We start from the raw sequence: 19,520 nt of genomic DNA on the forward strand, positions 1-19,520 counted from the left end.
AAATGAAACCAGCTTTTGATGAAATTCTCAGCATTCTTGCTCCTGGAAAAAGATTAAGAACAGGAATAGATTTGATTATTTCTGCAAATTTAGGTGCATTGATTTTTTTAACAGATAAGGCAGAAGAACATCTTGAAAAAGGGTTAATACAACTTGGTTTTATTATAGATTGTGATTTTGAACCGGAAAGGTTATATGAATTGGCAAAAATGGATGGCGCTATTGTATTAAATAAAGATGCAACTAAGATTTTATATGCAAATACACAATTAAATCCATCGAGTGATATTCCGAGTTACCAGACAGGAATGAGACATAGAACTGCAGAGAGAATGGCAAAACAAACAAATGAAATATTAATTGCAGTATCAAAAAGAAGAAATCAGGTTTCTATATATCATGGAAGTAATAGTAGAGTTTTATATCCTGAGATAGTAATATTACCAAGATTAAATCAGGAGATAGCTGTCGCTCAAAGATATAAGCAGAGCTTTTTTGAATTATTATCTGAAATAAATATTGCAGAAATGGAGAATAGAGTTATATTATCAAATGTTGTAGAAGCCATCTCAAAAGGATTTATGACTTTGAAAGTTGCAGAAAAAGCCGAGAAATACCTTTTAGAATTGGGTGAAGCAGCCGAAAGTTCAAGACTTGAGATTAATGAAATTTATAGAATAACCCCGAGATATCTGGGTGCTTTGATAATGGATTATTCCATGAATTTATTGGATTACCAATATCCACAGGATTCGTTGACTTTATTTAATGGTTTGAAAACAGAAGATTTTTTAAATATGAAAATAATTGCGCAAAAATTGGGATATGATATAGAAACTGAAAATGATCTGGAAGAATTTTTTGTTTCACCACGTGGATTTAGATTACTTTATTCAACCAGAATTCCTTCAATTATTGTGAGGAATGTTGTGGAAACATTTAAAAACTTAGATTCTTTAATGAAAGCAAATATGGATGAATTAATAAATGTACCAGGAATAGGTAAAAAACGTGCAGAAAGGATTAACAGAGCTATAAAAAGGAAAAGTGAATTTTCGGAGAAGTTATCATCTGAAATGGAGGAGTAAAGATGAAAATCATAACAAATAATAAACATGCAACATATCAATATCATATTTTAGAGAAATATGAAGCGGGAATAGAGCTAAGAGGCTCAGAAGTAAAATCTTTACGTGAAGGTAGAGTTAATTTAAAGGATGCATTTTGTAAGATAGAAAAAGGTGAAATATATTTATATAATGCACATATAAGCCAGTATAAAAATGCATCATTATTTAATCATGATCCAGAAAGACCCAGAAGATTATTAATGCATAAATATGAAATACTGAAATTGGATCAAAAGGTTAAGGAAAAAGGGTTGACTATAGTACCATTGAAAATGTATTTTAATGAAAAAGGTCGTGTAAAGGTTGAAATTGCTCTTGTGAAAGGTAAAAAATTGTATGATAAGAGAGAAGATATAGCAAAAAGAGATTTAGAAAGAAGATTAAGAAAGAATTTAAAGTATGATATGTGAGGTGTATTATGAAAGCAATAGAAATGAAAAAAGTTACCCGTAATTTTGGTAATGTAGAAGCTTTAAAAAATATAAATTTTGAAGTGGAAGAAGGAAAAATTGTTGGATTATTGGGACCCAATGGTGCAGGAAAATCTACTTTGATGAAAATTGTTTCCACATTAATTTTACCTTCATCTGGTGAAGTTAAAAGTTTTGGGATTGATGTTATAAAAGAAAAAAACAAGGTCAGAAACTTTATAAGTCTTGTTTCTGATTATACAGTTTTAGAAGATGAATTAACACCATACGAAAATCTAATATTATTCGGGAAAATAAGTAATGTGAAAAGTGATTTGAAATCCAGAGCGTTAACGTTATTAGAAGATTTTGGGCTTTCTCAATATAAAAACAGATTAACAAAGAACCTTTCTTCTGGAAATAAGCAAAAACTTAATATTGCGCGCTCTTTAATAAAAGATCCTAAACTTCTGTTATTAGATGAACCAACAATAGCAATAGATGTAGAAACTTCGAGATTTATTAGAGAATATATATTGGATCAAAATTTAAAAAATAATAAAACAATTTTAATTTCGTCGCATTATATGTGGGAAGTAGAACAAATAGCATCTGAAATAGCGGTTTTGGTTGAAGGTAAAATTGTAGCGCATGATAAAATGATTAATATAATGAAAAAATTTGAAGATAAGTTTTCCATAATTGAAGTAGAATTAGAAAACGAGAAATATCTTTCCCAACTTGAGAAATTAAAAAATGAACCTGAAATATTTGGATTAAAAATTATTTCTACAACAACAGCTATAATAGAAACGCCTTTAAATATAAAACAATTTGACGAAATTATAAATAAATATAATATAAAATGTATATATAGAAATATGAAAATTTCACTTGAAGATGTATATTCATATATAACAAAAGGAAGATAATGATGGATAGATTGGATAAGTTTTTATCAAATTCAAAAATAGGCTCAAGATCAGAAGTAAAAAAGTTGATAAAATCAGGAAAGATTCGGGTTAATGGGGAAATTATTAAAAATCCCAACTATAAAGTTTCAAACTCTGATACTGTAGAATTTAATAATCAAATAATAGAAGGACATAAATTTATATATATTATTTTAAATAAGCCAGCTGGTTATGTGTCTTCAACATATGAAAATAAAAATAAATATGTAATTCAATTAATAAATCATAAATATAAAAATGAATTATCCATAGCTGGAAGATTGGATAAAGATGCGCGGGGGCTTTTGTTTTTGACAAATGATGGTGAATTAATTCATGAAATAATATCACCTAAGAAAAGGATATATAAAACTTATGAAGTTAAGGTTATAGGGGATATTACAAAGGAAAAAGTTGAAAAATTAAAAAAAGGTATACAATTAAAAGATTTTAAAACAAAACCTGCAATCGTTGAAAAAATTGAAAATAATATAATTACAATAAAGATTTCAGAAGGCAAATATCATCAAATAAAAAGAATGATGAAAGCAATAAATCTTACAGTAATTGATTTAAAAAGAGTGGCTATAGGAAATATATTTCTTCCAGATAATTTAAAAGAAGGAGAATGGATTGAAATTAGAAAACCAGATATTTTCAACAACAGTTCCCCAGAATAGAAAATAACCAAATGCGATTTTATTCTTTCTTTCAAAGATTAATGAAACAATAACAGAAAAAATTATTATATAAAACACATCAATACCATAAATTAAACCGAGACCTGATAAAAGTTTAACATCTCCAAAACCTAACTTTTTATTTTTCGCATATTGAAATAATATAAAAAACAGAAAGATGCTTATTAATATATTAAGAATGTTTGTATTTATTAAACCGTATAAAATTATTGTGTAATTTAATATGTCTGGGATATAAAGTGTATTATAATCAACAAATGCAATTAAACCAAGTAACAATATTATAATATTAAAATTTCCAAAAAATAGTACAAAAAGAACTCCCGACATAATCGGGAGCAATATTTTTTTATTTTTAAAAAACGATGATGTAAAAAGTTCAATGTCTTCTTTAATCCATGAGAATACTTTTTTCATTTTCATCAAGCATTTCATCTAAAATATTTTTCATTCCGTAGTAATACCATGGAAATTTTTCTTTAATTTCTCTAATTATTAGTTTAGCTTCTTCTTTCTTTCCTGATTTTAAAAATGGTATGGTCAATAAAATTTTAAAGTGTTCATACTCTTTGTTTTTATATAAAAATTTACTGATAAATTTTTCAACATTTTCATATTTTTTATTCTGAAACATTATTTTTGCCCATATTTCAACATCACTTACATATTCTGGCTGGGATTTGGAAATTTCTTCTTTTAATTCGTCTGCTTCAATATTTCTACTTAATTTTCTATAAATTTCGATTAATTCATATTTTGCTAAAATACTTTTTGGATATTTATTTAAGAACTTTTCTAAAATTCTTGCAGCTTTTTTGAAATTTTTACATTGCCTGTAAGCGTCAGCTATCATAAAATAAGTAACAGAGTTTTCTGGCATTAATTCTACTTCCTTCATCCATATTTCAGCAGCTTTTTCATATTCCCCGAGATTAAAATACGTTTCTCCCAATTCAGATAATGCAGCAACATTCCAAGGATCTTGTTTAACAGCTAATTCTAAATATTTTTTTCCTTCCTCTAAATTTCCTTCTTCAATTAAAACAGACCCCAATATTTCATAAGCTGGTGTATAATTTGGATCTATATCTATCATAAATTTCACAATCTTTTTTAGTTCGTCGAAATTATGATGATCAGCATAGTCCAGAATAATATCGTAGAGTTCATTTAAAGTAGCATGGTTAAAATCACCAGGAGTTAAATTAAATTCATTAAGGTAAGAAAGAAATTCGGAGAATATAAAAGGTTTAGTAACAAAATTTGAAGAAATTCCAGGAATATTTTCTGAAATAAATTTAATTTTTTTTGCTTCTGACATCAATTTATTTTTTGATTTTAAATCAGCCATCATTAAATCTAAATCACCTTCATACATAACATCTGCCAATATTACAGGAAAAACTGTATTTGTATTTATTTCAATCTTTTCACCGTTTAATTCTAAAATAGCCACTGTTTCCACGGATATCTCCTCCTATATTTAATATAGTTGTAATTTTATTTTATCATTTTTTACATAGAATAATAAATGTTATAAGTCTTTGTCAAATAGTATAATGTTAAGTAAGAGTTAAATATCTATAATTATTTTAAAATTTCTTAGTATTCTAGATGGTTTATAAAATCTTTATAAATTATAAGGTGGTTAGAAAATGCGGTTTTTAAAAAATTCTATGATTTTCATTCTAATAATAATATTTTATGCTTTTATTATTGAGCCGTTTTCCATAAAAAAAAGTTACCTGAATATAAAATTATCAGAATTAAATTTTAAAGAAAAATTTTTGAATGAAAAAAATATTAATATAAAAATAGTACATATTACAGACCTTCATATGTATAAATACATATTTTTCCATGATAAAATTTTAAATGAAATAAAAAAGGAAAATCCTGACATAATATTATATACAGGAGACACAATAATAAAAAATACAGATAAAAAAGATTTAAACATGTTTTTTAAAGCATTAAATGAAATAGCGCCTGTTTATGCTGTTTATGGCAATTGGGACTATTATGATTTAGATATGATAAATGAGATTTATAATAAAAACAATATACACGTAATTAATGATAATACAATTAGTATATATTTTAATAAATTCTCTTTAAAACTTATTGGGCTACCTATATATAAAAAATTGAGTTATATTGATACAACTCCAGCAAGTTATACCATAGTTATGGAACATATACCGGATACCATATTTTATAATAAAGAAGCATTTGATGAAGCTAATTTAATTTTAGCAGGGCACACTCATGGAGGACAGGTCTACATACCGATTATAACAAAATGGATATTAAAAAAATATGCTTTTTATCTAAGAGGTGAAAAAGAATTTGAAAATAATAAAATTATGTATATAAACAATGGTTTAGGAGCATGGTTTAACCTTAGATTTTTCGCAAAACCTGAGATTTTAGTAATAAAGCTGCAAAAATAAACTTTAAATAATTATTTGCGATTATTGTATACCATATTTTAATATAATTGTTTATTAAAATATAAATACTTTCTTGACTATGAAAAAAGAATATGTTATAATTTGTCAGACAAAAATATTATAATATAGAGGTGAATAACATGAAAAAAGGAATACACCCAGAAATGAAGTTGATTACTGTAAAGTGTGCATGTGGTGCTGAACATCAACTTTATAGCACAGAAGATAATTTCCGTGTTGATGTATGTTCAAAGTGTCATCCGTTTTATTTGGGTGAAACGAGTTCTCAGATTATAGATACTGAAGGTAGAGTACAGAAATTCAAAAACAAATATGCAAAATTTCTCAACTCATAAGTGGGAGGATAACCTCCCATATTGTTATATATAAATTTTTTATTAAATTATTTTATGGAGGTAGTTTTTGTGGCTAAAAGTATGGCATTTGGAGAAACTGTGAAAGTAACGGTTAAAGACATTAAAAAATTCGGAGCTTTTGTTACATTAGAATCTGGAGAAGAAGGTTTTATTCACATTTCAAAGATTTCCAATGACTATGTAAAAAACATTTCTGACTTTTTAAAGGTTGGACAGGAGCTTGAAGGAAAAATCATTGGTAAAACAAAGGATGGTAAAGTAGAGCTTTCGTTGAAAACAGAAGACGTAAAAGAAGAAAAAAAGGATGAAGAGTTTGAAAAAAAACTTACCCGTTTTTTGAGAGACAGTGACAGAAAATTATCCGAATACTCAAAAAGGCTCGATAAGAAAAGAGGTGGCAAGGGTAAAAGATAATCTTTTATAATTTGTGGGGGACATAAGGCGGCAATAGCCGCCTTATTTTTTATTTTTTTGAAGTTGTATTTGAACTTTTAGATGTTTTTGAGCTATTTGAGCCTTTTGAATTACTTGTTTTCGAATCATTTATATAAAACCCACTACCTTTAAAAGAAATACCAATTTTTCCAATACCTTTTTTCGCAGGACTTCCACATTTTTCACAAAATATTTCAGGAGTTTCATTCATACCATGCATTACTGTAAATTCATGTCCGCAACTGTCACAAACATATCTATAGATAGGCATATAAACACCTCCTCTCATAATTTCTTGTAAATTTTAACAATATTATGTTTAAAAACCTTTTCGAACAAATTAATTTCACAAAACAATATTTCTAAAATATTTTATAAATTATTATCAAAGACCATTTTTTACTTGAATTATCAAAAGTTTTAGTGTATAATATTTTTTGAGAACATTAATATAAAAATCAAAGGAGGCAGTTGAAGTGTCAATCTTAACAATATTAGCTATTATTGTTCATATTATTCTATCGATTGCTTTAATTTATTTCGCATTGCAACGAATGCAAAAAAATGCTGAATTAGGTGGAGCATTTGGTTCGGGAGCTGCCCATACAATGTTTGGAAGGGAAAAAGGGCTTGATCCTGCAGCAAAGATGGCATTATGGTCAGGAATATTATTTATGATATCTTCTTTTGTAGTCGCAGCGCTTCTTGCGAGGTGAGTAAATAGTGGATTTTGAAAAGCAATTTGATATTATAAAAAGAAATACAATAGACTTAATATCATCAGAAGAATTAAAAGAGCGTTTAAAATCCGGGAAAACATTGAGGGTTAAACTGGGTGTAGATCCATCGCGCCCCGATCTTCATCTTGGGCATGCTGTCGTATTAAAAAAGTTAAGAGAATTTCAGGATTTAGGTCACCAGGTAGTCTTAATCATAGGAGATTTTACTGCAAGAATTGGTGATCCTTCTGGTCGTTCTAAAACAAGGCCGATGCTTACAAAAGAAGAGGTTGAAGCCAATGCCGAATCCTATAAAAAACAGGCTTTTCGTATATTGGATCCGGAAAAAACAGAAATAAGATATAATAGTGAATGGCTTGAAAAGATGTCTTTTTACGATGTAATTAAACTTTCATCAAATTATACAGTTGCGCGTATGCTTGAGAGAGATGATTTTGCAAAAAGACTTGCAAATAATGAACCCATAAGTGTGTCGGAATTTATGTATCCTTTAGCTCAGGCATATGACTCTGTTATGGTTGAAGCTGATGTAGAAATGGGAGGAACAGATCAATTATTTAATTTGCTGGTTGGTAGAAAAATCCAGGAAGCGTATGGTCAAAAACCTCAAATTGTTTTAACCATGCCTATCATTGAAGGAACAGATGGACATTTAAAAATGAGTAAATCATATGATAATTATATAGCCTTTGAAGATGAGCCATTTAACATGTACGGGAAGGTAATGTCTATTCCAGATACATTAATATTAAAATACATGAGATTGGCTACAGATATTCCTGAAGAACAAATAAAAGAATACAGTGAAAAAATGAAAAATAATACCATTAATCCTCGAGATGTAAAGATGAAATTAGCTTATGAAATAGTGAAATTTTTTCATGGTGAAGAAAAAGCTGAATATGCACAAAATGAATTTATAAAAGTATTTCAAAAAAAGGATATTCCTGATGAAATGGAAGAAATCATTGTAGAAAATGAAATTAAAGCTATTGATTTAATTATGAAAACAAAATCGGTTTCAAGCAAAAGTGAAGCAAAAAGGCTTATCAGTCAGGGAGCAGTAAAGATTAATGATGTTAAAATTAATGATCCTTTCCAATTATTAGAAATTAAGGGCGATGAAATACTAAGAATTGGGAAAAGACGATTTTTTAAACTAAATACGAATTAAAAGAAAATCAGTTTTTTATAGTATAATATAATTAGTGTATTTTCACAACTAAAATTCAAAATTTAAAAGAGGGGGTAGAGCGTATGCGTAAAACACTTTTAGTATTGGCATTAGTTCTTTTTGGAGTATTATCATTTGCATTTAAAGATGTACCTAAAGATCATTGGGCATATGATTATGTTATGGATTTAGCAAATAGGGGAATTCTTCCTATGGAAGATAACTTTAATCCCGATATCGTTTTAACGAAAGCTGAAATTGCAGTATTATTATCAGACACATTAACTTATATTGAAAACGACCCTGTATTGGCAAAAGCTGAAGATATCAAAAGAGTTGAAACTGTTATGAAGATTTTGGATAAAAAATTATCAAATGTAGTGAAGGCAAATGATGAGAAATTATCAGCATTGGGAGTAAAATTGGGTGCGGTTGAATCAGCTGTTACTGCAAATCAAAATGTATTGATTAATTTAACAAAAAAGGTTGAAGTTTTGAATAAAGAGATATCAGCCTTAAAAACAGCAAGTTCAAGAAGTTATTTAGAATTAAAATATACAGTTCTTGATTTATCTGATAAATTAAATTCTATGTCTTCATTAAAAGATGATGTTTCTGTAAATATTGAAAACATAGATGGATTATGGGAAGAATTAGATACTGTAAAATCTGATTTAGATTATGTAGCAGGTCAAAATGTAAAAGAACATCAAGAATTAAAAGATATGATATCTAAAAAAGCAGATAAAGAAGTTGTAGATGGATTATCTAAAGATTTAGAAAAAACAAATGCAAAATTAGAAACAATAACAAAGGTTGCTTATAGAGCATTTAATAATGCGGATATGCTTGTTGAGGATATGCTTGATTTGCAGGATCAGGTAGATGAGACGACAACAAAAGTGGATAAAGTTTCTGGTGATTTATTAAAGGTTCAATATCTTGCAAATGACTTATCAGATAGGATGACAAATGTTGAAGGAAAAGTATCTGCGAGTGCAGAAAAAGTAAACAAGGCTAACATGTTAGCAATGGTTGGAATAGCATTAGCAGGTGTAGCATTGGTACTACCATTTGTAGTAACAAAATAATATATCAATTGATTAATTAATTTAACGTTAAGAACTCTTGACATTCTTTCGTTAATATGATAGAATATTTACAGTTTAATTCAAATTAAATTATATTTAAGGAGGTTGTTTGAATGAAGAAGATCTTTGTTTTAGTTATGGTATTAGCGTTCTTAGTATCTGCGTTTGCAGCTACTGAAGTGCCTGCAACATTGTCAGTTACTAACCCTGTATTTGAGGGAACAGTTAGTTTTGAAGTTGGATTTGATGAAAATGGGTTAGATTTAATGTTTGGAAATACTTTGAAGGTTACAACAGCATTTTCATCAGGTTATTCAGCAACATTTGGTGGTAATGAAGGTGGGATGTTAACAGCTGTTTTAAGTGGTGATTTAGTTGGTTTAGCTAAAGATACTACTCCAGCTTTTGATTTAGTTAGCATTACTTACGAAGACAATATGTTAAAAGCTGTATTTAATAACAGTGGTATTTTAGATTACTCAAAATATATTGTTTATAATACTTATGATGATGATGGTAATCCAGAATTATCCAAAGTTGGTGCTCATCATGCAATTGTAACATTAAAAGATTTAGGATTTGAATTTTTATATGTTGATTTAACTTCTACAGATGATGTTAAAGCAGATGCTACACAAACAGATAATCCTGTAATGTTGAACGGTGATTTATTTGCAGCAAAATATTCTTTAAGTGTAGTTCCTCAATTTGATGTTGATTTAACAGCAGGTTTCTGGGCAGCAGATCCAGCAACAAGATTAGCAGTATCTACTCCTGCAACAAAAACAGGTTTTGCAGTTGCAGCAGCATTTACAGGTAAGGAAGCGGTTTCTGGGTTAACTGGCGAATTCTTCTTTGGATCACAGGAAGGTTCTTCAACATATTTATTATCAGCATCTTATAAAAAAGATTTCGAAGCAGGCATGTTTACTGTAACACCTCATACAACATTTGATTTTGCTAAAGCTACAACATTACCAGCATTTGTTAAACCGGTTTCTGATGCTACACAGGTAACCTTTGGTGCAGATTTATCAGCTGATTTTGGTGTTGCTGGTAGCATATCTTTAACAGATAAAGTTACATTACCATTGCCTGGCGATATGACTTATACATATGCTGTAGAATATTCAAATAAAATACATGATTTGTTTAATATTGAAAGTGTAAAAGTTTCAAAAGCAGATGGAACAGAAATTGCTACACCATTAAGCTTATCAGCTAAAGTATCAGGTTCCCAAACATTTGATGCAGTATCAGCAGTTTATGATGTAACATTGAATTCAGTTGATTTGGATAAAGTTTCTGATGAATATGCTGTTGATGTTCATAGTAAAGTTGGCTATGAAGCAGATATGGTTAATGTAAGTGCTCATGTATATTATAAATTATATGCAGCTACAAAAGATGCTACAAATAATTTAGGTTATATGGTTTCAGTTACAGTAAAACCAGTAGATAAAGTTGATGTTGAATTATCTATAAAGAACTATACAGATAGCGATTCAGATGGAAATATTTTTGAAGAAACATTCAATGAACCAAGCGAATTCTTATACACAGCAGATGTAACATACTCACCAAATGATGTTATAACAACTGGAGTACATGTAAGCAATGCATCATTTGGAAGCAAAGATTTATATTGGAATGCATACATAAAAGGTTCAGTAAGCTTCTAATAATGTTGGTTTATATAAAAAATCCCGGCAATTGCCGGGATTTTTTATGTTTTCTCATTTTACTTTTATGATAAATATTCATTTTTATTCAAATAATTATTATGATATCGATTATAAAGATAAGATTAGCACTTATTATAGAGATTTACCAAATGATTAAAACATATCTTAAGATAATTTGAAAAGATGTTTTTCAAAAATATTATTTCGAAGGCGTTTTAATTCCTATTAAAAATTTTTATATTAATACTCAATTATGGGATTATGATTATGAAAAATTAAACGATATTAACCATGAAATAGGATATGAAATCAATTTATATTATAAATTAAACGAGATGCGAACAGGTTTTGAATTTGGAAATACTATTACCGATAAAACGACAAAGCTTATTATTGGTTTTAAAGATAACCACTACTGGCAATTTTATATAAAAATAGATGTAACTCCATCAAGTGACGAAGCCTTTGAATATAATGAATGATATTGGTGATTCAAAATAAAAAACTCCTGGATTCCTCCAGGAGTTTTTTGGCGGGGACGACGGGACTCGAACCCGCGGCCACCGGTGTGACAGACCGGCATGCTAACCAACTGCACCACGTCCCCAACTGACCGAATATATTCTACCAAAAGAAATATTACATTTCCAGTCCTGAGTGGTTTCTAAATGGTGACATGTTTTTTAGTATTATTTTAATTATACACGGTCTAAAAAGTCTCAAATGAAACGAAGGCTCGAAGATTGCCCTTAAAATTATGAATGAAAGCCGTCAAAAAAACAGGACGTTTTTTTGAGTGAAGCTTTTTCATGGATGAAAAATCTGAGCGACGGCTGAGAATGAATAATTTTAAGGATAAGCAATCAAGCTGCCTGAGTGAATTTGGCTTTTTAGACATCGTATTATATTGAAAAATATGAATTAAAATACTTTAAATAGTAAAAAACTCTAAAATTTACATTACTGCTTGATTTTAAGCAAAAAATGTGGTAAAATTCCTTTGAAATACGTTTATATCAATATATAGGGGGTGCATGTATGAACAAAAAAGAACTCGTTAGTGCATTAGCTGAAAAAGTTAATGTTACAAAAAAAGAAGCTGCTTTATTTGTTGATTCTTTTGTTGAAGTTGTATCCGAAGCTTTATCAAATGGTGAAAACGTAAAAATTGTTGGTTTTGGTACATTTGAAGTTGTAGAAAGAAAACCAAGAAAAGGTGTTAATCCACAAACAAAAGAAGCTATTGAAATTCCAGGCGGTAAAGTACCTAAATTCAAACCAGGTAAAGAATTAAAATTAAAAGTAAAATAATCTAAACGGAGCCAAAAGGCTCCGTTTAGATTTAAATGGAGGAAGATAAATTATGAGTTTGATATATATAGGCTTAGGAGGCTTTTTGGGAGCTATTTCAAGGTATTTAGTATCAAAGTATATAAACTCGATGTTTTCGCTTGCAAACATGCCGTATGGTACATTATTTGTAAATATTTTAGGGTCATTTGTTTTGAGTTTTATTATGTCTTTAGGTATAAATAGGTTAGAAATACCAAAAAATTTTATGCTATTTTTTTCGACAGGATTTATAGGATCTTTCACAACTTTTTCAACTTTCATGTACGAAACTATAATTTTAAATGAGGAATCGTTTAATTATTATTCTTTTGTATATTTAATAACAAGTATAATTCTTGGGCTTTTTTTTGCATTATTAGGATATTCGTTAGGGAGGATAGGATCATGAAATTTTTAAGAATTTATCTGGGAGAATCAGATCACTGTGGGCATGAATCAGCTTATAAACATATAGTTAAGTTATGCTATGATCATGGATTAAAAGGTGTAACGGTATTAAAAGGAGTTATGGGTTTTGGTGAAAAGCATCATGTGCATAGAGTTGACTTTTTTACTTTGAGTGAAGATTTGCCCATTATTATTGAAGTAATAGATGAAGAGGAAAAAATTCAAAGATTATTAAATGATGTAAAAAAATGCAATTTTGATGGGTTAGCAGTGTATTGGGATGTTGAATATATGAGGATAATTAAAGAAGAATAAAAGAATATAAAAAAGAAGCCCAATGGCTTCTTTTTTATATCAAGTTATTGTTTATGTATAATTCTTCTAAAGCTTCTTCTTTTAAATTTTCTAATAAAGTATCTATTTCACTGTTAGAGGCTTTTTTTTCCATAAATCCTAATTTTTTGTTTAGATAATTTTTTATAATTTTCATGTCTCTCCCTCCCCATTGTAATGTTTTCATCTTTATTATATATTTAATTTTATACAATTAGGTATCCGAACTATTATGTTATTTAACATTTATTATTTCATCTTCATTAATCAACAAGGATTTTATAAGGAGTAGACATGAATTTTTCAAATTATGTTAATTTTTATCGGATTTTTGATTTTTAGGTATACTATTAAAAAATTCTATAGATTTCATAATTATATTTTTTATTTCATTTTTTGTATAATCATAATTTTTTTCTCCATATTCTTTTAGAACAAAAAGATTAGTTAAAAGTTCAAATTCTTTTGGATAAGAAATCTTACATAATAATTCATAGGGAGTTAAATGTGAAAAGGATTTAAAAAATCTTTTTCTGATATATTTATATCCTTCTTCTATAATATATGGAATATCTTCTTTTTCAATTTTTTCTATAGAAAATTTTTTGATTTTTTTAATATCTTCTTTTTGATTTTTAAAGAATTTTTTTATAGCCATTATTACTAAAATTCCAAATAAAATTGATAATACTAAATATAGCCATTTTATAGGTTGATATAGTTTTACATAGGCTGATTTAGGTGAATTAGCAATTTCTCTAAATATATCTGTTATTTTTGAAGCAGAAATAGCGTTTATAGGTTTGTCTTTCTCTGTTAAATTGATAGAATTTTGCGATTTATTCACCATTGGCTCACGGCCTCTTTCCATATATGATATACCCGTTCCAATCAATAACAGAACAGAAAAAAATATTATCAAAGATATAACAACTTTCTTTTTTTCATTTTTTCCAAGTAATTTCCATATTATAATTGCCAAAATTATAGCGATAAACCCACCAATTGCAATATTTATTAAAATTATTGTATCCACTATTTTATTATTTAATAATATTGTTTTTCTTTCTTCTGGAGTGATGTTATTTGAAAATTTATCTTTTATTTTTTTTATTTCGGTTTCATCTTTTTTTTGGGTTAAGCTGTTTTCTAAATTTATTTCTTCAGCTCTTTTTTCATTTAGTAATTGTGTATCTGGAGAAAAATGTAATTCCTTAAAAGGATTATAATAATAATTAAAGTTTATCAGTGAAAATAATATGAATATTAGATATAATGAAATCACCATTATTTTATTTTTTTGATCTTTTAATAATTCAAATAAAGATAATAATAAAGCTATAAGAGGGAATAAAGGATTTATTAAATTTCTAAGTAAAATTAATGCAATCAGGAATAAAAATGTGAATCTAATGATATCTTTTTTGAAAGTATCTTTTTGAATTCCTGGTAGGTAATAGGATAATATGACTATTGCTATTATATTTAAACTATAGTATAAATTTTTTGAACCTGTTGCGTTTAAAAGGAAAAATGTAAACATAAATATTCCAAATAAAGCTAAAAAAGCTATATAATATGGCATACCAAATTTTCTTATTCTAATATACAGGAATGAAAACAATGTACCAAATATAAAAAGGACTAATCCTGAATTCCAATTAAATGGAATAAATGTCAAAAAGATTGAAATCAGATAAATCCATCTTTTTTTATTCATTCAATCACCCCTATATACTTTCAAAAATTTCAGTTAGAGAATTGTTTGGCGATATGAGACGGACGATAATATAATTTTCTTCGAGTAATATTGCTTTTTTTTCCAGTTCTTTTGCTTCGACTCTAAATATTTCATGTTCTTTTATATCAAGTTTTCCTTCATGTTCAATTCTAAACCCATACGGCATTATAAGCACTATAACTTTAGAAGTTCTGGCTCTCAATTTTATTAAATCCGGTATAATTTCATCAGTTAAATGAATGGAGATTATAATTACTGTATCTTCATATGTAAGATAAGGTAGTTCTTTTTTTAAAATATTTTCAAATGTATATGTGGGTTTGTTTATTCCTTCTACTATAGAAAGAATATCATAATAATCTATCCAATCATTGGAGGAAATCTTTTTAATATCCTTTCCAATAACAACTAAATTTACTTCCTGATGTTTAAGTTTTTGTGCTCTAATTATGCTTGCAGCAGCCTTTAGTGCGTATTCTTCATAGATTTTCCTTTCTTTTTTCCAGAAAATATTATTTTCTGGTATTCCAGCTGGGAGATTTAAATCTACAAACATAAATATTTTTCCAGTTGATGTATGCGAGAATTTTTTTACCATTAATTTATCATATTTTGCTGATATTTTCCAGTTTATTCGGTTCATTGGTTCATTATTATATTCATCTATATTTTCAACATATGTTACATCTTCTAATATTCTGATATTGGATTTTTCTCCTGGTAATAATTTTTTAAGACTTTCTTTGTTGAATTCGGAATATATGAATTCAGGTAAAACATCTATACTTTTATTAACCTTTATATTTTTCCAGAATTCAAATCCCAGAGGTGTTTTATAATTTATACTGATAAAACCTATTTCCTTTTTCCCTCTTGTGCCAAAAGAAGTTATGAAAACAATTTTTTTTGTTTCATGAGCAGCTAATTTTATTTTTTGATATGGAGGTCTTAGTCTACTTAATAAATTGGAAGGTGACAGCGTAATAGTAATTTCTTCATCAGAAGGGTTGTTTAATATTACCCTATATTCAATTTCTTCTTCTATAAAGCATTTTTCATATTCAAGGTCATAATTAACCTTCAAGCTTTCAAATATGCGTTTTTTTTGAATAAATTCATACCAGCTAAATATTATAAGAGACAAAAGAATGATTGTATAATTACTGAAATAGAATATATTAAGTATTATGGTAAATATACTTAATAGTACCAAACCTTTTATTTTATATTTCATACTATCATCTACTTTATTAGTTTTACTTCATTGAGTATATCCTTTATTAATCTATAAGAAGAAACTTTTTTAATTTTTGCTTCTGCTTTTAATATAATTCTATGTGATAAAACATAAGGAGCTATTTTTTTTATATCATCTGGTATTACAAATTCTCTTCCTTCAATTGCAGCTAAACTTTTTGAAAGCTGCATTAAAGCAATTGCACCTCTGGGGCTTGCGCCTACTTTTATATCTTTATGATTTCTTGTTCTGTTAACTATATCAACGATGTATTGCTTTATTTCATTTGAAACCAGAATACTTTTTATTTCTTTTTTTGAGTTTAGCAGTTCTTCTTCATTTGATACACTTTTAATTTCATAGATTGGATGCTTCATTTCTTGAGAAGAAAGCATGTTTATCTCATTTTCTATATCGGGATATCCAAGACTCAGTCTTATCATAAATCTGTCTAATTGTGCTTCTGGTAATGGGAAAGTCCCCTCAAATTCTATAGGATTTTGTGTTGCTATAACAAAAAAATTATTTTCTAATCTGTGAGTAATTCCATCTATTGATACCTGATTTTCAGCAAGAGATTCTAATAATGCAGATTGTGTTCTTGGAGTTGCACGGTTTATTTCATCACCCAATAAAATATTTGTGAAAATCGGTCCTTTTTTTAGTATAAATTCATTTTTATTTTTATCATAAATATATAATCCTATTAAATCATTTGGTAGTAAGTCAGGAGTAAATTGTATTCTTTTAAATTCAAGATCAAATGACTTTGCCAGAGCTCTGGCGAGCATGGTTTTTCCTGTTCCTGGAACATCTTCAAGTAAGACATGACCATTTGAAAGAAATACTGCTAAAACCATTTTTATTTTTTCTTCTTTTCCTTTGATTACAATTTCAACATTATTTACAATCTTTTTAGCTAAAGTAGCAGTTACCATAATGCACCCCTTTCATTCCCATTTCAACATACGTTCTTTGGTTTTCTTTATTTCTCTTTTTATAAGATATATGGTTAAAAAAAGCAAAAATAATGGAAGAACAGCTCCAATAAGATGATATAAAAGAGTTGAGTCAAATAAGAAATCAATTAATTGTTCTTTTATTTCTATATTTTTTAAAGAGGAAATATATAAATTTCCTGGCAAAAATATTCCAAGTCCAAGTCCAAGAATAATGCCTTCAAGATAAAAAACTTCTTTTCCACTTATAATATTTTTTTGGGATAAATCTCTTTTAGGATTTTTTAAATAAAGACTAATTCCGAGTATGGAAGAATACATAATTATTAAAATTACTGGAATAATACTCCAAAAAACCTCTATAGATGCTTTTCCTGATAAATATATTAATACTGTTATAGCAATATACTCAACAACGTATATTATAAAAGGCATAAATGCTTTTGAAAAAATTAAATGTCCTATTTTGATAGGGTATAATTTTGGTACTGGCCATAATTTTCCTTCATATGAAATGGCATAAATAGCAACCATTGCAGCATAAATAGCAGCGATCATAACAAAAATAATACTTATCATATCAAGTGATGTAGAAGAAAACATAAATATTATTGGAAAAAATAAAGGATATAATAAAAGGAAAAACGTTTGTGAATCTCTAAAAAGCAGTTTAAAATCTTTTTTTAATATTGGGAATTTTGAACTTTTAAACTTAATTTCTGCTTTTTTCTTTTTTCCCTTTTTTCTTGATACAGAAAATTCAAGTGTATTTGATAAGTTATAAATTATATAAGATAATATAAGTATAGTTGAATACAGCAAAATCAAGAAAGGGATACTACCTTTCATTACGTTAATTACCCATGTGTGAGGCCAGAAAATATTTAAGATTATATTTGACATTTTTTCAAGGGCGTTGGCTAACTGAGAAGGAGGAGTATTTGCAAAGTTTGGGAGTAAGTTGCTAATTCCAACATAGAAAAAAATACTTATAAAATACATAATCATTGTCCAGCGCTTAGCAGACGTTTTTGTTAAAAATTTTGAAAATAATATACCTCCTAAATTTGAAATTAATAACAATAGAATTAAAAATCCAATGCCTCCAAGTATGCTGAAAATAATACTATTTTTAGCTATTAAAGCATAAACTGCAAAAATTGGTATCATCATTCCCAGAGGAAGCCCGGCCATTATTAAACTATCAATGGCACTTGCTATATATATCGATGAACGCCTTATTGGCATAGAAAGCAACAGTTGAGTCATTTCACTTTCATATAAATTTGCAACAATAGCAGGTGAATAATTTAAGAAAAACATGAATCCCATAAGTAGAAACCACATTCCAAAAATCACATCTAAAATAGTCCAGGGCAAATTTATACCTAATTGAGAAAACGGAATGTTTAATTCTTTAAACATAAAATACATCATCGGAGCGAGAGAACCTCCAAATATTATAGCAGGGAGTATATAAGCCATTAAAGCTCCCCATGGACCTCGCTTTTTATATGTGCCATCTTTTTTCTGTTTCGGTCTTAATTTATTTTGATATGAATATTTTAATATTAATATAATCTTATTTTTCATTAGATCCCCCCTATAATTCCTTTATTATATCATCTAATTCCCCAGCACCTGTTAATTCAAGGAATAAATCTTCAAGAGATTGTTTTTCACCAGTTTTTGATAGGCTTTTTAATTCTTCTAATGTTCCTTCAGCTATTAAATTACCACTTGATATTATACCAATTCTATCACACATTTTTTCTGCAATCTCAAGAATATGTGTTGTCATAAATATTGTTGCACCTTCATGAGCGTATTTTTCTATTAACATTTTTAAGATTTTAGCAGATTTTGCATCGAGGCCAACTGTAGGTTCATCTAAAAAAATAATTTTTGGTTTCCTCATTAATACAGATGCTACCATTAACTTTTGTTTCATTCCATGAGAATAATCTCCAATAAAAGAATCAAGATAATCAATTTCAAAGGCATCACAGATTTCATCAAGCCTTTTTTTTGCATCATCTTTTCTGACTTCATATATATCCATAATAAATTCAATAAATTCCGATCCTTTTAAGTTTTCATACATTTTTGGTTCGTCAGGAACTACTCCGATATTAGCTTTGATTTTAATTTCATGTGTTTTCATATTCATTCCAAGAATTTCGATATTTCCATCTGAAGGTTGTAATGTTCCGGTTAGCATCCTTATAGTAGTGGTTTTTCCTGCACCATTTGGGCCTAAAAAACCATAGATTTCTCCGGGTTTGATATCAAGGTTTATGTTATTTACCGCAGTGAAATCCCCAAATTTCCTCACCAAATTCCTTGCTTTAATCATAAGTT

Annotated in this window: 24 protein-coding genes and 1 tRNA gene; 15 read left to right on the forward strand and 10 right to left on the reverse strand. The window is 28.0% G+C overall.

Annotation, left to right across the window (positions count from 1 at the left end):
* Nucleotides 1-2 precede the first annotated feature (2 nt).
* From disA to XO12_RS04150, 4 genes are read left to right on the forward strand one after another with little or no spacing between them, the layout of a single operon-like run.
* A complete protein-coding gene (disA, locus tag XO12_RS04135; RefSeq protein WP_047265637.1) occupies nt 3-1,088 on the forward strand; it encodes a DNA integrity scanning diadenylate cyclase DisA in 1,086 nt (361 codons plus the stop codon).
* 2 nt (nt 1,089-1,090) lie between these two features.
* On the forward strand, nt 1,091-1,540 hold the full coding sequence (gene smpB / locus XO12_RS04140) for an SsrA-binding protein SmpB (RefSeq protein ID WP_047265636.1): 450 nt from the start codon (nt 1,091-1,093) through the stop codon (nt 1,538-1,540).
* 8 nt (nt 1,541-1,548) lie between these two features.
* Nucleotides 1,549-2,472 carry an ABC transporter ATP-binding protein gene (locus XO12_RS04145; RefSeq protein WP_047265635.1) on the forward strand — a complete coding sequence of 308 codons (924 nt, stop codon included), beginning with the start codon at nt 1,549-1,551 and terminating at the stop codon, nt 2,470-2,472.
* A 2-nt stretch (nt 2,473-2,474) separates the two neighbouring features.
* Complete coding sequence (locus tag XO12_RS04150; protein WP_047265634.1) at nt 2,475-3,173, forward strand: pseudouridine synthase; 699 nt, start codon at nt 2,475-2,477, stop codon at nt 3,171-3,173.
* Here XO12_RS04150 and XO12_RS04155 read toward each other — a convergent pair.
* Both XO12_RS04155 and XO12_RS04160 read right to left on the reverse strand, forming a co-directional pair.
* Nucleotides 3,108-3,611, reverse strand: a complete 504-nt coding sequence (locus XO12_RS04155; RefSeq protein ID WP_175419740.1) for a prepilin peptidase — start codon at nt 3,609-3,611, stop codon at nt 3,108-3,110. The genes XO12_RS04150 and XO12_RS04155 overlap by 66 nt on opposite strands.
* Entirely contained in the window at nt 3,586-4,659 is a 1,074-nt protein-coding gene (locus tag XO12_RS04160) for a lipopolysaccharide assembly protein LapB (RefSeq protein WP_047265632.1), read from the reverse strand. The genes XO12_RS04155 and XO12_RS04160 overlap by 26 nt, the downstream gene beginning before the upstream one ends.
* 190 nt (nt 4,660-4,849) lie before the next feature.
* Between XO12_RS04160 and XO12_RS04165 the strand changes: the two genes are divergently transcribed.
* From XO12_RS04165 to XO12_RS04175, 3 genes are all read left to right on the forward strand, one after another.
* A complete protein-coding gene (locus tag XO12_RS04165) occupies nt 4,850-5,647 on the forward strand; it encodes a metallophosphoesterase (RefSeq protein WP_047265631.1) in 798 nt (265 codons plus the stop codon).
* 140 nt (nt 5,648-5,787) lie between these two features.
* Nucleotides 5,788-6,003, forward strand: coding sequence for a 50S ribosomal protein L31 (rpmE, locus tag XO12_RS04170; RefSeq protein ID WP_047265630.1), 216 nt, complete (start codon nt 5,788-5,790; stop codon nt 6,001-6,003).
* Between the two features lie 81 nt (nt 6,004-6,084).
* Nucleotides 6,085-6,438, forward strand: a complete 354-nt coding sequence (locus XO12_RS04175) for a S1 RNA-binding domain-containing protein (protein ID WP_047265655.1) — start codon at nt 6,085-6,087, stop codon at nt 6,436-6,438.
* Between the two features lie 49 nt (nt 6,439-6,487).
* Here the strand turns inward: XO12_RS04175 and XO12_RS04180 are convergent, their stop codons facing one another.
* Nucleotides 6,488-6,730 (reverse strand): FmdB family zinc ribbon protein, encoded by a 243-nt coding sequence (locus XO12_RS04180; protein ID WP_047265629.1) that lies wholly within the window; start codon nt 6,728-6,730, stop codon nt 6,488-6,490.
* 205 nt (nt 6,731-6,935) lie between these two features.
* On the opposite strand from XO12_RS04180, the gene secG reads away from it, so the two are divergent.
* From secG to XO12_RS04205, 5 genes are all read left to right on the forward strand, one after another.
* Nucleotides 6,936-7,175 carry a preprotein translocase subunit SecG gene (gene secG, locus XO12_RS04185; RefSeq protein ID WP_084822631.1) on the forward strand — a complete coding sequence of 80 codons (240 nt, stop codon included), beginning with the start codon at nt 6,936-6,938 and terminating at the stop codon, nt 7,173-7,175.
* A 7-nt stretch (nt 7,176-7,182) separates the two neighbouring features.
* A complete protein-coding gene (gene tyrS / locus XO12_RS04190; protein WP_047265628.1) occupies nt 7,183-8,373 on the forward strand; it encodes a tyrosine--tRNA ligase in 1,191 nt (396 codons plus the stop codon).
* A gap of 83 nt (nt 8,374-8,456) precedes the next feature.
* Entirely contained in the window at nt 8,457-9,464 is a 1,008-nt protein-coding gene (locus tag XO12_RS04195) for an S-layer homology domain-containing protein (protein ID WP_175419741.1), read from the forward strand.
* Between the two features lie 113 nt (nt 9,465-9,577).
* The gene (locus tag XO12_RS04200; protein ID WP_175419742.1) at nt 9,578-11,146 is read left to right on the forward strand and encodes a hypothetical protein; all 1,569 of its coding nucleotides are present in this window, start codon (nt 9,578-9,580) and stop codon (nt 11,144-11,146) included.
* Between the two features lie 338 nt (nt 11,147-11,484).
* A complete protein-coding gene (locus XO12_RS04205) occupies nt 11,485-11,631 on the forward strand; it encodes a hypothetical protein (protein ID WP_175419743.1) in 147 nt (48 codons plus the stop codon).
* A gap of 48 nt (nt 11,632-11,679) precedes the next feature.
* Here XO12_RS04205 and XO12_RS04210 read toward each other — a convergent pair.
* Nucleotides 11,680-11,756 (reverse strand) — tRNA-Asp (locus XO12_RS04210).
* 431 nt (nt 11,757-12,187) lie between these two features.
* Between XO12_RS04210 and XO12_RS04215 the strand changes: the two genes are divergently transcribed.
* From XO12_RS04215 to XO12_RS04225, 3 genes are read left to right on the forward strand one after another with little or no spacing between them, the layout of a single operon-like run.
* On the forward strand, nt 12,188-12,460 hold the full coding sequence (locus XO12_RS04215; RefSeq protein ID WP_047265625.1) for an HU family DNA-binding protein: 273 nt from the start codon (nt 12,188-12,190) through the stop codon (nt 12,458-12,460).
* Between the two features lie 52 nt (nt 12,461-12,512).
* Nucleotides 12,513-12,890, forward strand: a complete 378-nt coding sequence (gene crcB, locus XO12_RS04220) for a fluoride efflux transporter CrcB (protein ID WP_047265624.1) — start codon at nt 12,513-12,515, stop codon at nt 12,888-12,890.
* Nucleotides 12,887-13,204 (forward strand): DUF190 domain-containing protein, encoded by a 318-nt coding sequence (locus XO12_RS04225; RefSeq protein WP_047265623.1) that lies wholly within the window; start codon nt 12,887-12,889, stop codon nt 13,202-13,204. The genes crcB and XO12_RS04225 overlap by 4 nt, the downstream gene beginning before the upstream one ends.
* A 34-nt stretch (nt 13,205-13,238) precedes the next feature.
* On the opposite strand, the gene XO12_RS04230 is transcribed toward XO12_RS04225, so the two are convergent.
* From XO12_RS04230 to XO12_RS04255, 6 genes are all read right to left on the reverse strand, one after another.
* Nucleotides 13,239-13,379, reverse strand: a complete 141-nt coding sequence (locus tag XO12_RS04230; protein ID WP_156166135.1) for a hypothetical protein — start codon at nt 13,377-13,379, stop codon at nt 13,239-13,241.
* A gap of 156 nt (nt 13,380-13,535) precedes the next feature.
* Nucleotides 13,536-14,942, reverse strand: a complete 1,407-nt coding sequence (locus tag XO12_RS04235; RefSeq protein WP_047265622.1) for a hypothetical protein — start codon at nt 14,940-14,942, stop codon at nt 13,536-13,538.
* Between the two features lie 10 nt (nt 14,943-14,952).
* Nucleotides 14,953-16,197, reverse strand: a complete 1,245-nt coding sequence (locus XO12_RS04240; RefSeq protein ID WP_047265621.1) for a DUF58 domain-containing protein — start codon at nt 16,195-16,197, stop codon at nt 14,953-14,955.
* Nucleotides 16,198-16,205: 8 nt separating this feature from the next.
* Complete coding sequence (locus XO12_RS04245) at nt 16,206-17,138, reverse strand: MoxR family ATPase (protein ID WP_047265620.1); 933 nt, start codon at nt 17,136-17,138, stop codon at nt 16,206-16,208.
* Between the two features lie 12 nt (nt 17,139-17,150).
* A complete protein-coding gene (locus XO12_RS04250; RefSeq protein WP_047265619.1) occupies nt 17,151-18,752 on the reverse strand; it encodes a hypothetical protein in 1,602 nt (533 codons plus the stop codon).
* A gap of 10 nt (nt 18,753-18,762) precedes the next feature.
* The gene (locus XO12_RS04255) at nt 18,763-19,515 is read right to left on the reverse strand and encodes an ABC transporter ATP-binding protein (protein ID WP_047265618.1); all 753 of its coding nucleotides are present in this window, start codon (nt 19,513-19,515) and stop codon (nt 18,763-18,765) included.
* Between the last annotated feature and the right edge of the window lie 5 nt (nt 19,516-19,520).

The sequence above is a fragment of the Marinitoga sp. 1154 genome, from assembly GCF_013363285.1.
Lineage (GTDB): Bacteria > Thermotogota > Thermotogae > Petrotogales > Petrotogaceae > Marinitoga.

What these genes read in the sequence shown, in the direction of transcription:
- XO12_RS04155 (WP_175419740.1), bottom strand. Translation starts at nt 3,611, where the DNA reads ATGAAAAAAGTATTCTCATGGATTAAAGAAGACATTGAACTTTTTACA.
- XO12_RS04200 (WP_175419742.1), top strand. Translation starts at nt 9,578, where the DNA reads ATGAAGAAGATCTTTGTTTTAGTTATGGTATTAGCGTTCTTAGTATCT.
- XO12_RS04165 (WP_047265631.1), top strand. Translation starts at nt 4,850, where the DNA reads ATGCGGTTTTTAAAAAATTCTATGATTTTCATTCTAATAATAATATTT.
- XO12_RS04215 (WP_047265625.1), top strand. Translation starts at nt 12,188, where the DNA reads ATGAACAAAAAAGAACTCGTTAGTGCATTAGCTGAAAAAGTTAATGTT.
- disA (WP_047265637.1), top strand. Translation starts at nt 3, where the DNA reads ATGAAACCAGCTTTTGATGAAATTCTCAGCATTCTTGCTCCTGGAAAA.
- XO12_RS04205 (WP_175419743.1), top strand. Translation starts at nt 11,485, where the DNA reads ATGCGAACAGGTTTTGAATTTGGAAATACTATTACCGATAAAACGACA.
- XO12_RS04245 (WP_047265620.1), bottom strand. Translation starts at nt 17,138, where the DNA reads ATGGTAACTGCTACTTTAGCTAAAAAGATTGTAAATAATGTTGAAATT.
- XO12_RS04230 (WP_156166135.1), bottom strand. Translation starts at nt 13,379, where the DNA reads ATGAAAATTATAAAAAATTATCTAAACAAAAAATTAGGATTTATGGAA.
- XO12_RS04240 (WP_047265621.1), bottom strand. Translation starts at nt 16,197, where the DNA reads ATGAAATATAAAATAAAAGGTTTGGTACTATTAAGTATATTTACCATA.
- XO12_RS04175 (WP_047265655.1), top strand. Translation starts at nt 6,085, where the DNA reads ATGGCATTTGGAGAAACTGTGAAAGTAACGGTTAAAGACATTAAAAAA.
- XO12_RS04235 (WP_047265622.1), bottom strand. Translation starts at nt 14,942, where the DNA reads ATGAATAAAAAAAGATGGATTTATCTGATTTCAATCTTTTTGACATTT.
- XO12_RS04145 (WP_047265635.1), top strand. Translation starts at nt 1,549, where the DNA reads ATGAAAGCAATAGAAATGAAAAAAGTTACCCGTAATTTTGGTAATGTA.
- XO12_RS04255 (WP_047265618.1), bottom strand. Translation starts at nt 19,515, where the DNA reads ATGATTAAAGCAAGGAATTTGGTGAGGAAATTTGGGGATTTCACTGCG.
- crcB (WP_047265624.1), top strand. Translation starts at nt 12,513, where the DNA reads ATGAGTTTGATATATATAGGCTTAGGAGGCTTTTTGGGAGCTATTTCA.
- smpB (WP_047265636.1), top strand. Translation starts at nt 1,091, where the DNA reads ATGAAAATCATAACAAATAATAAACATGCAACATATCAATATCATATT.
- XO12_RS04195 (WP_175419741.1), top strand. Translation starts at nt 8,457, where the DNA reads ATGCGTAAAACACTTTTAGTATTGGCATTAGTTCTTTTTGGAGTATTA.
- XO12_RS04150 (WP_047265634.1), top strand. Translation starts at nt 2,475, where the DNA reads ATGGATAGATTGGATAAGTTTTTATCAAATTCAAAAATAGGCTCAAGA.
- XO12_RS04250 (WP_047265619.1), bottom strand. Translation starts at nt 18,752, where the DNA reads ATGAAAAATAAGATTATATTAATATTAAAATATTCATATCAAAATAAA.
- rpmE (WP_047265630.1), top strand. Translation starts at nt 5,788, where the DNA reads ATGAAAAAAGGAATACACCCAGAAATGAAGTTGATTACTGTAAAGTGT.
- XO12_RS04225 (WP_047265623.1), top strand. Translation starts at nt 12,887, where the DNA reads ATGAAATTTTTAAGAATTTATCTGGGAGAATCAGATCACTGTGGGCAT.
- XO12_RS04180 (WP_047265629.1), bottom strand. Translation starts at nt 6,730, where the DNA reads ATGCCTATCTATAGATATGTTTGTGACAGTTGCGGACATGAATTTACA.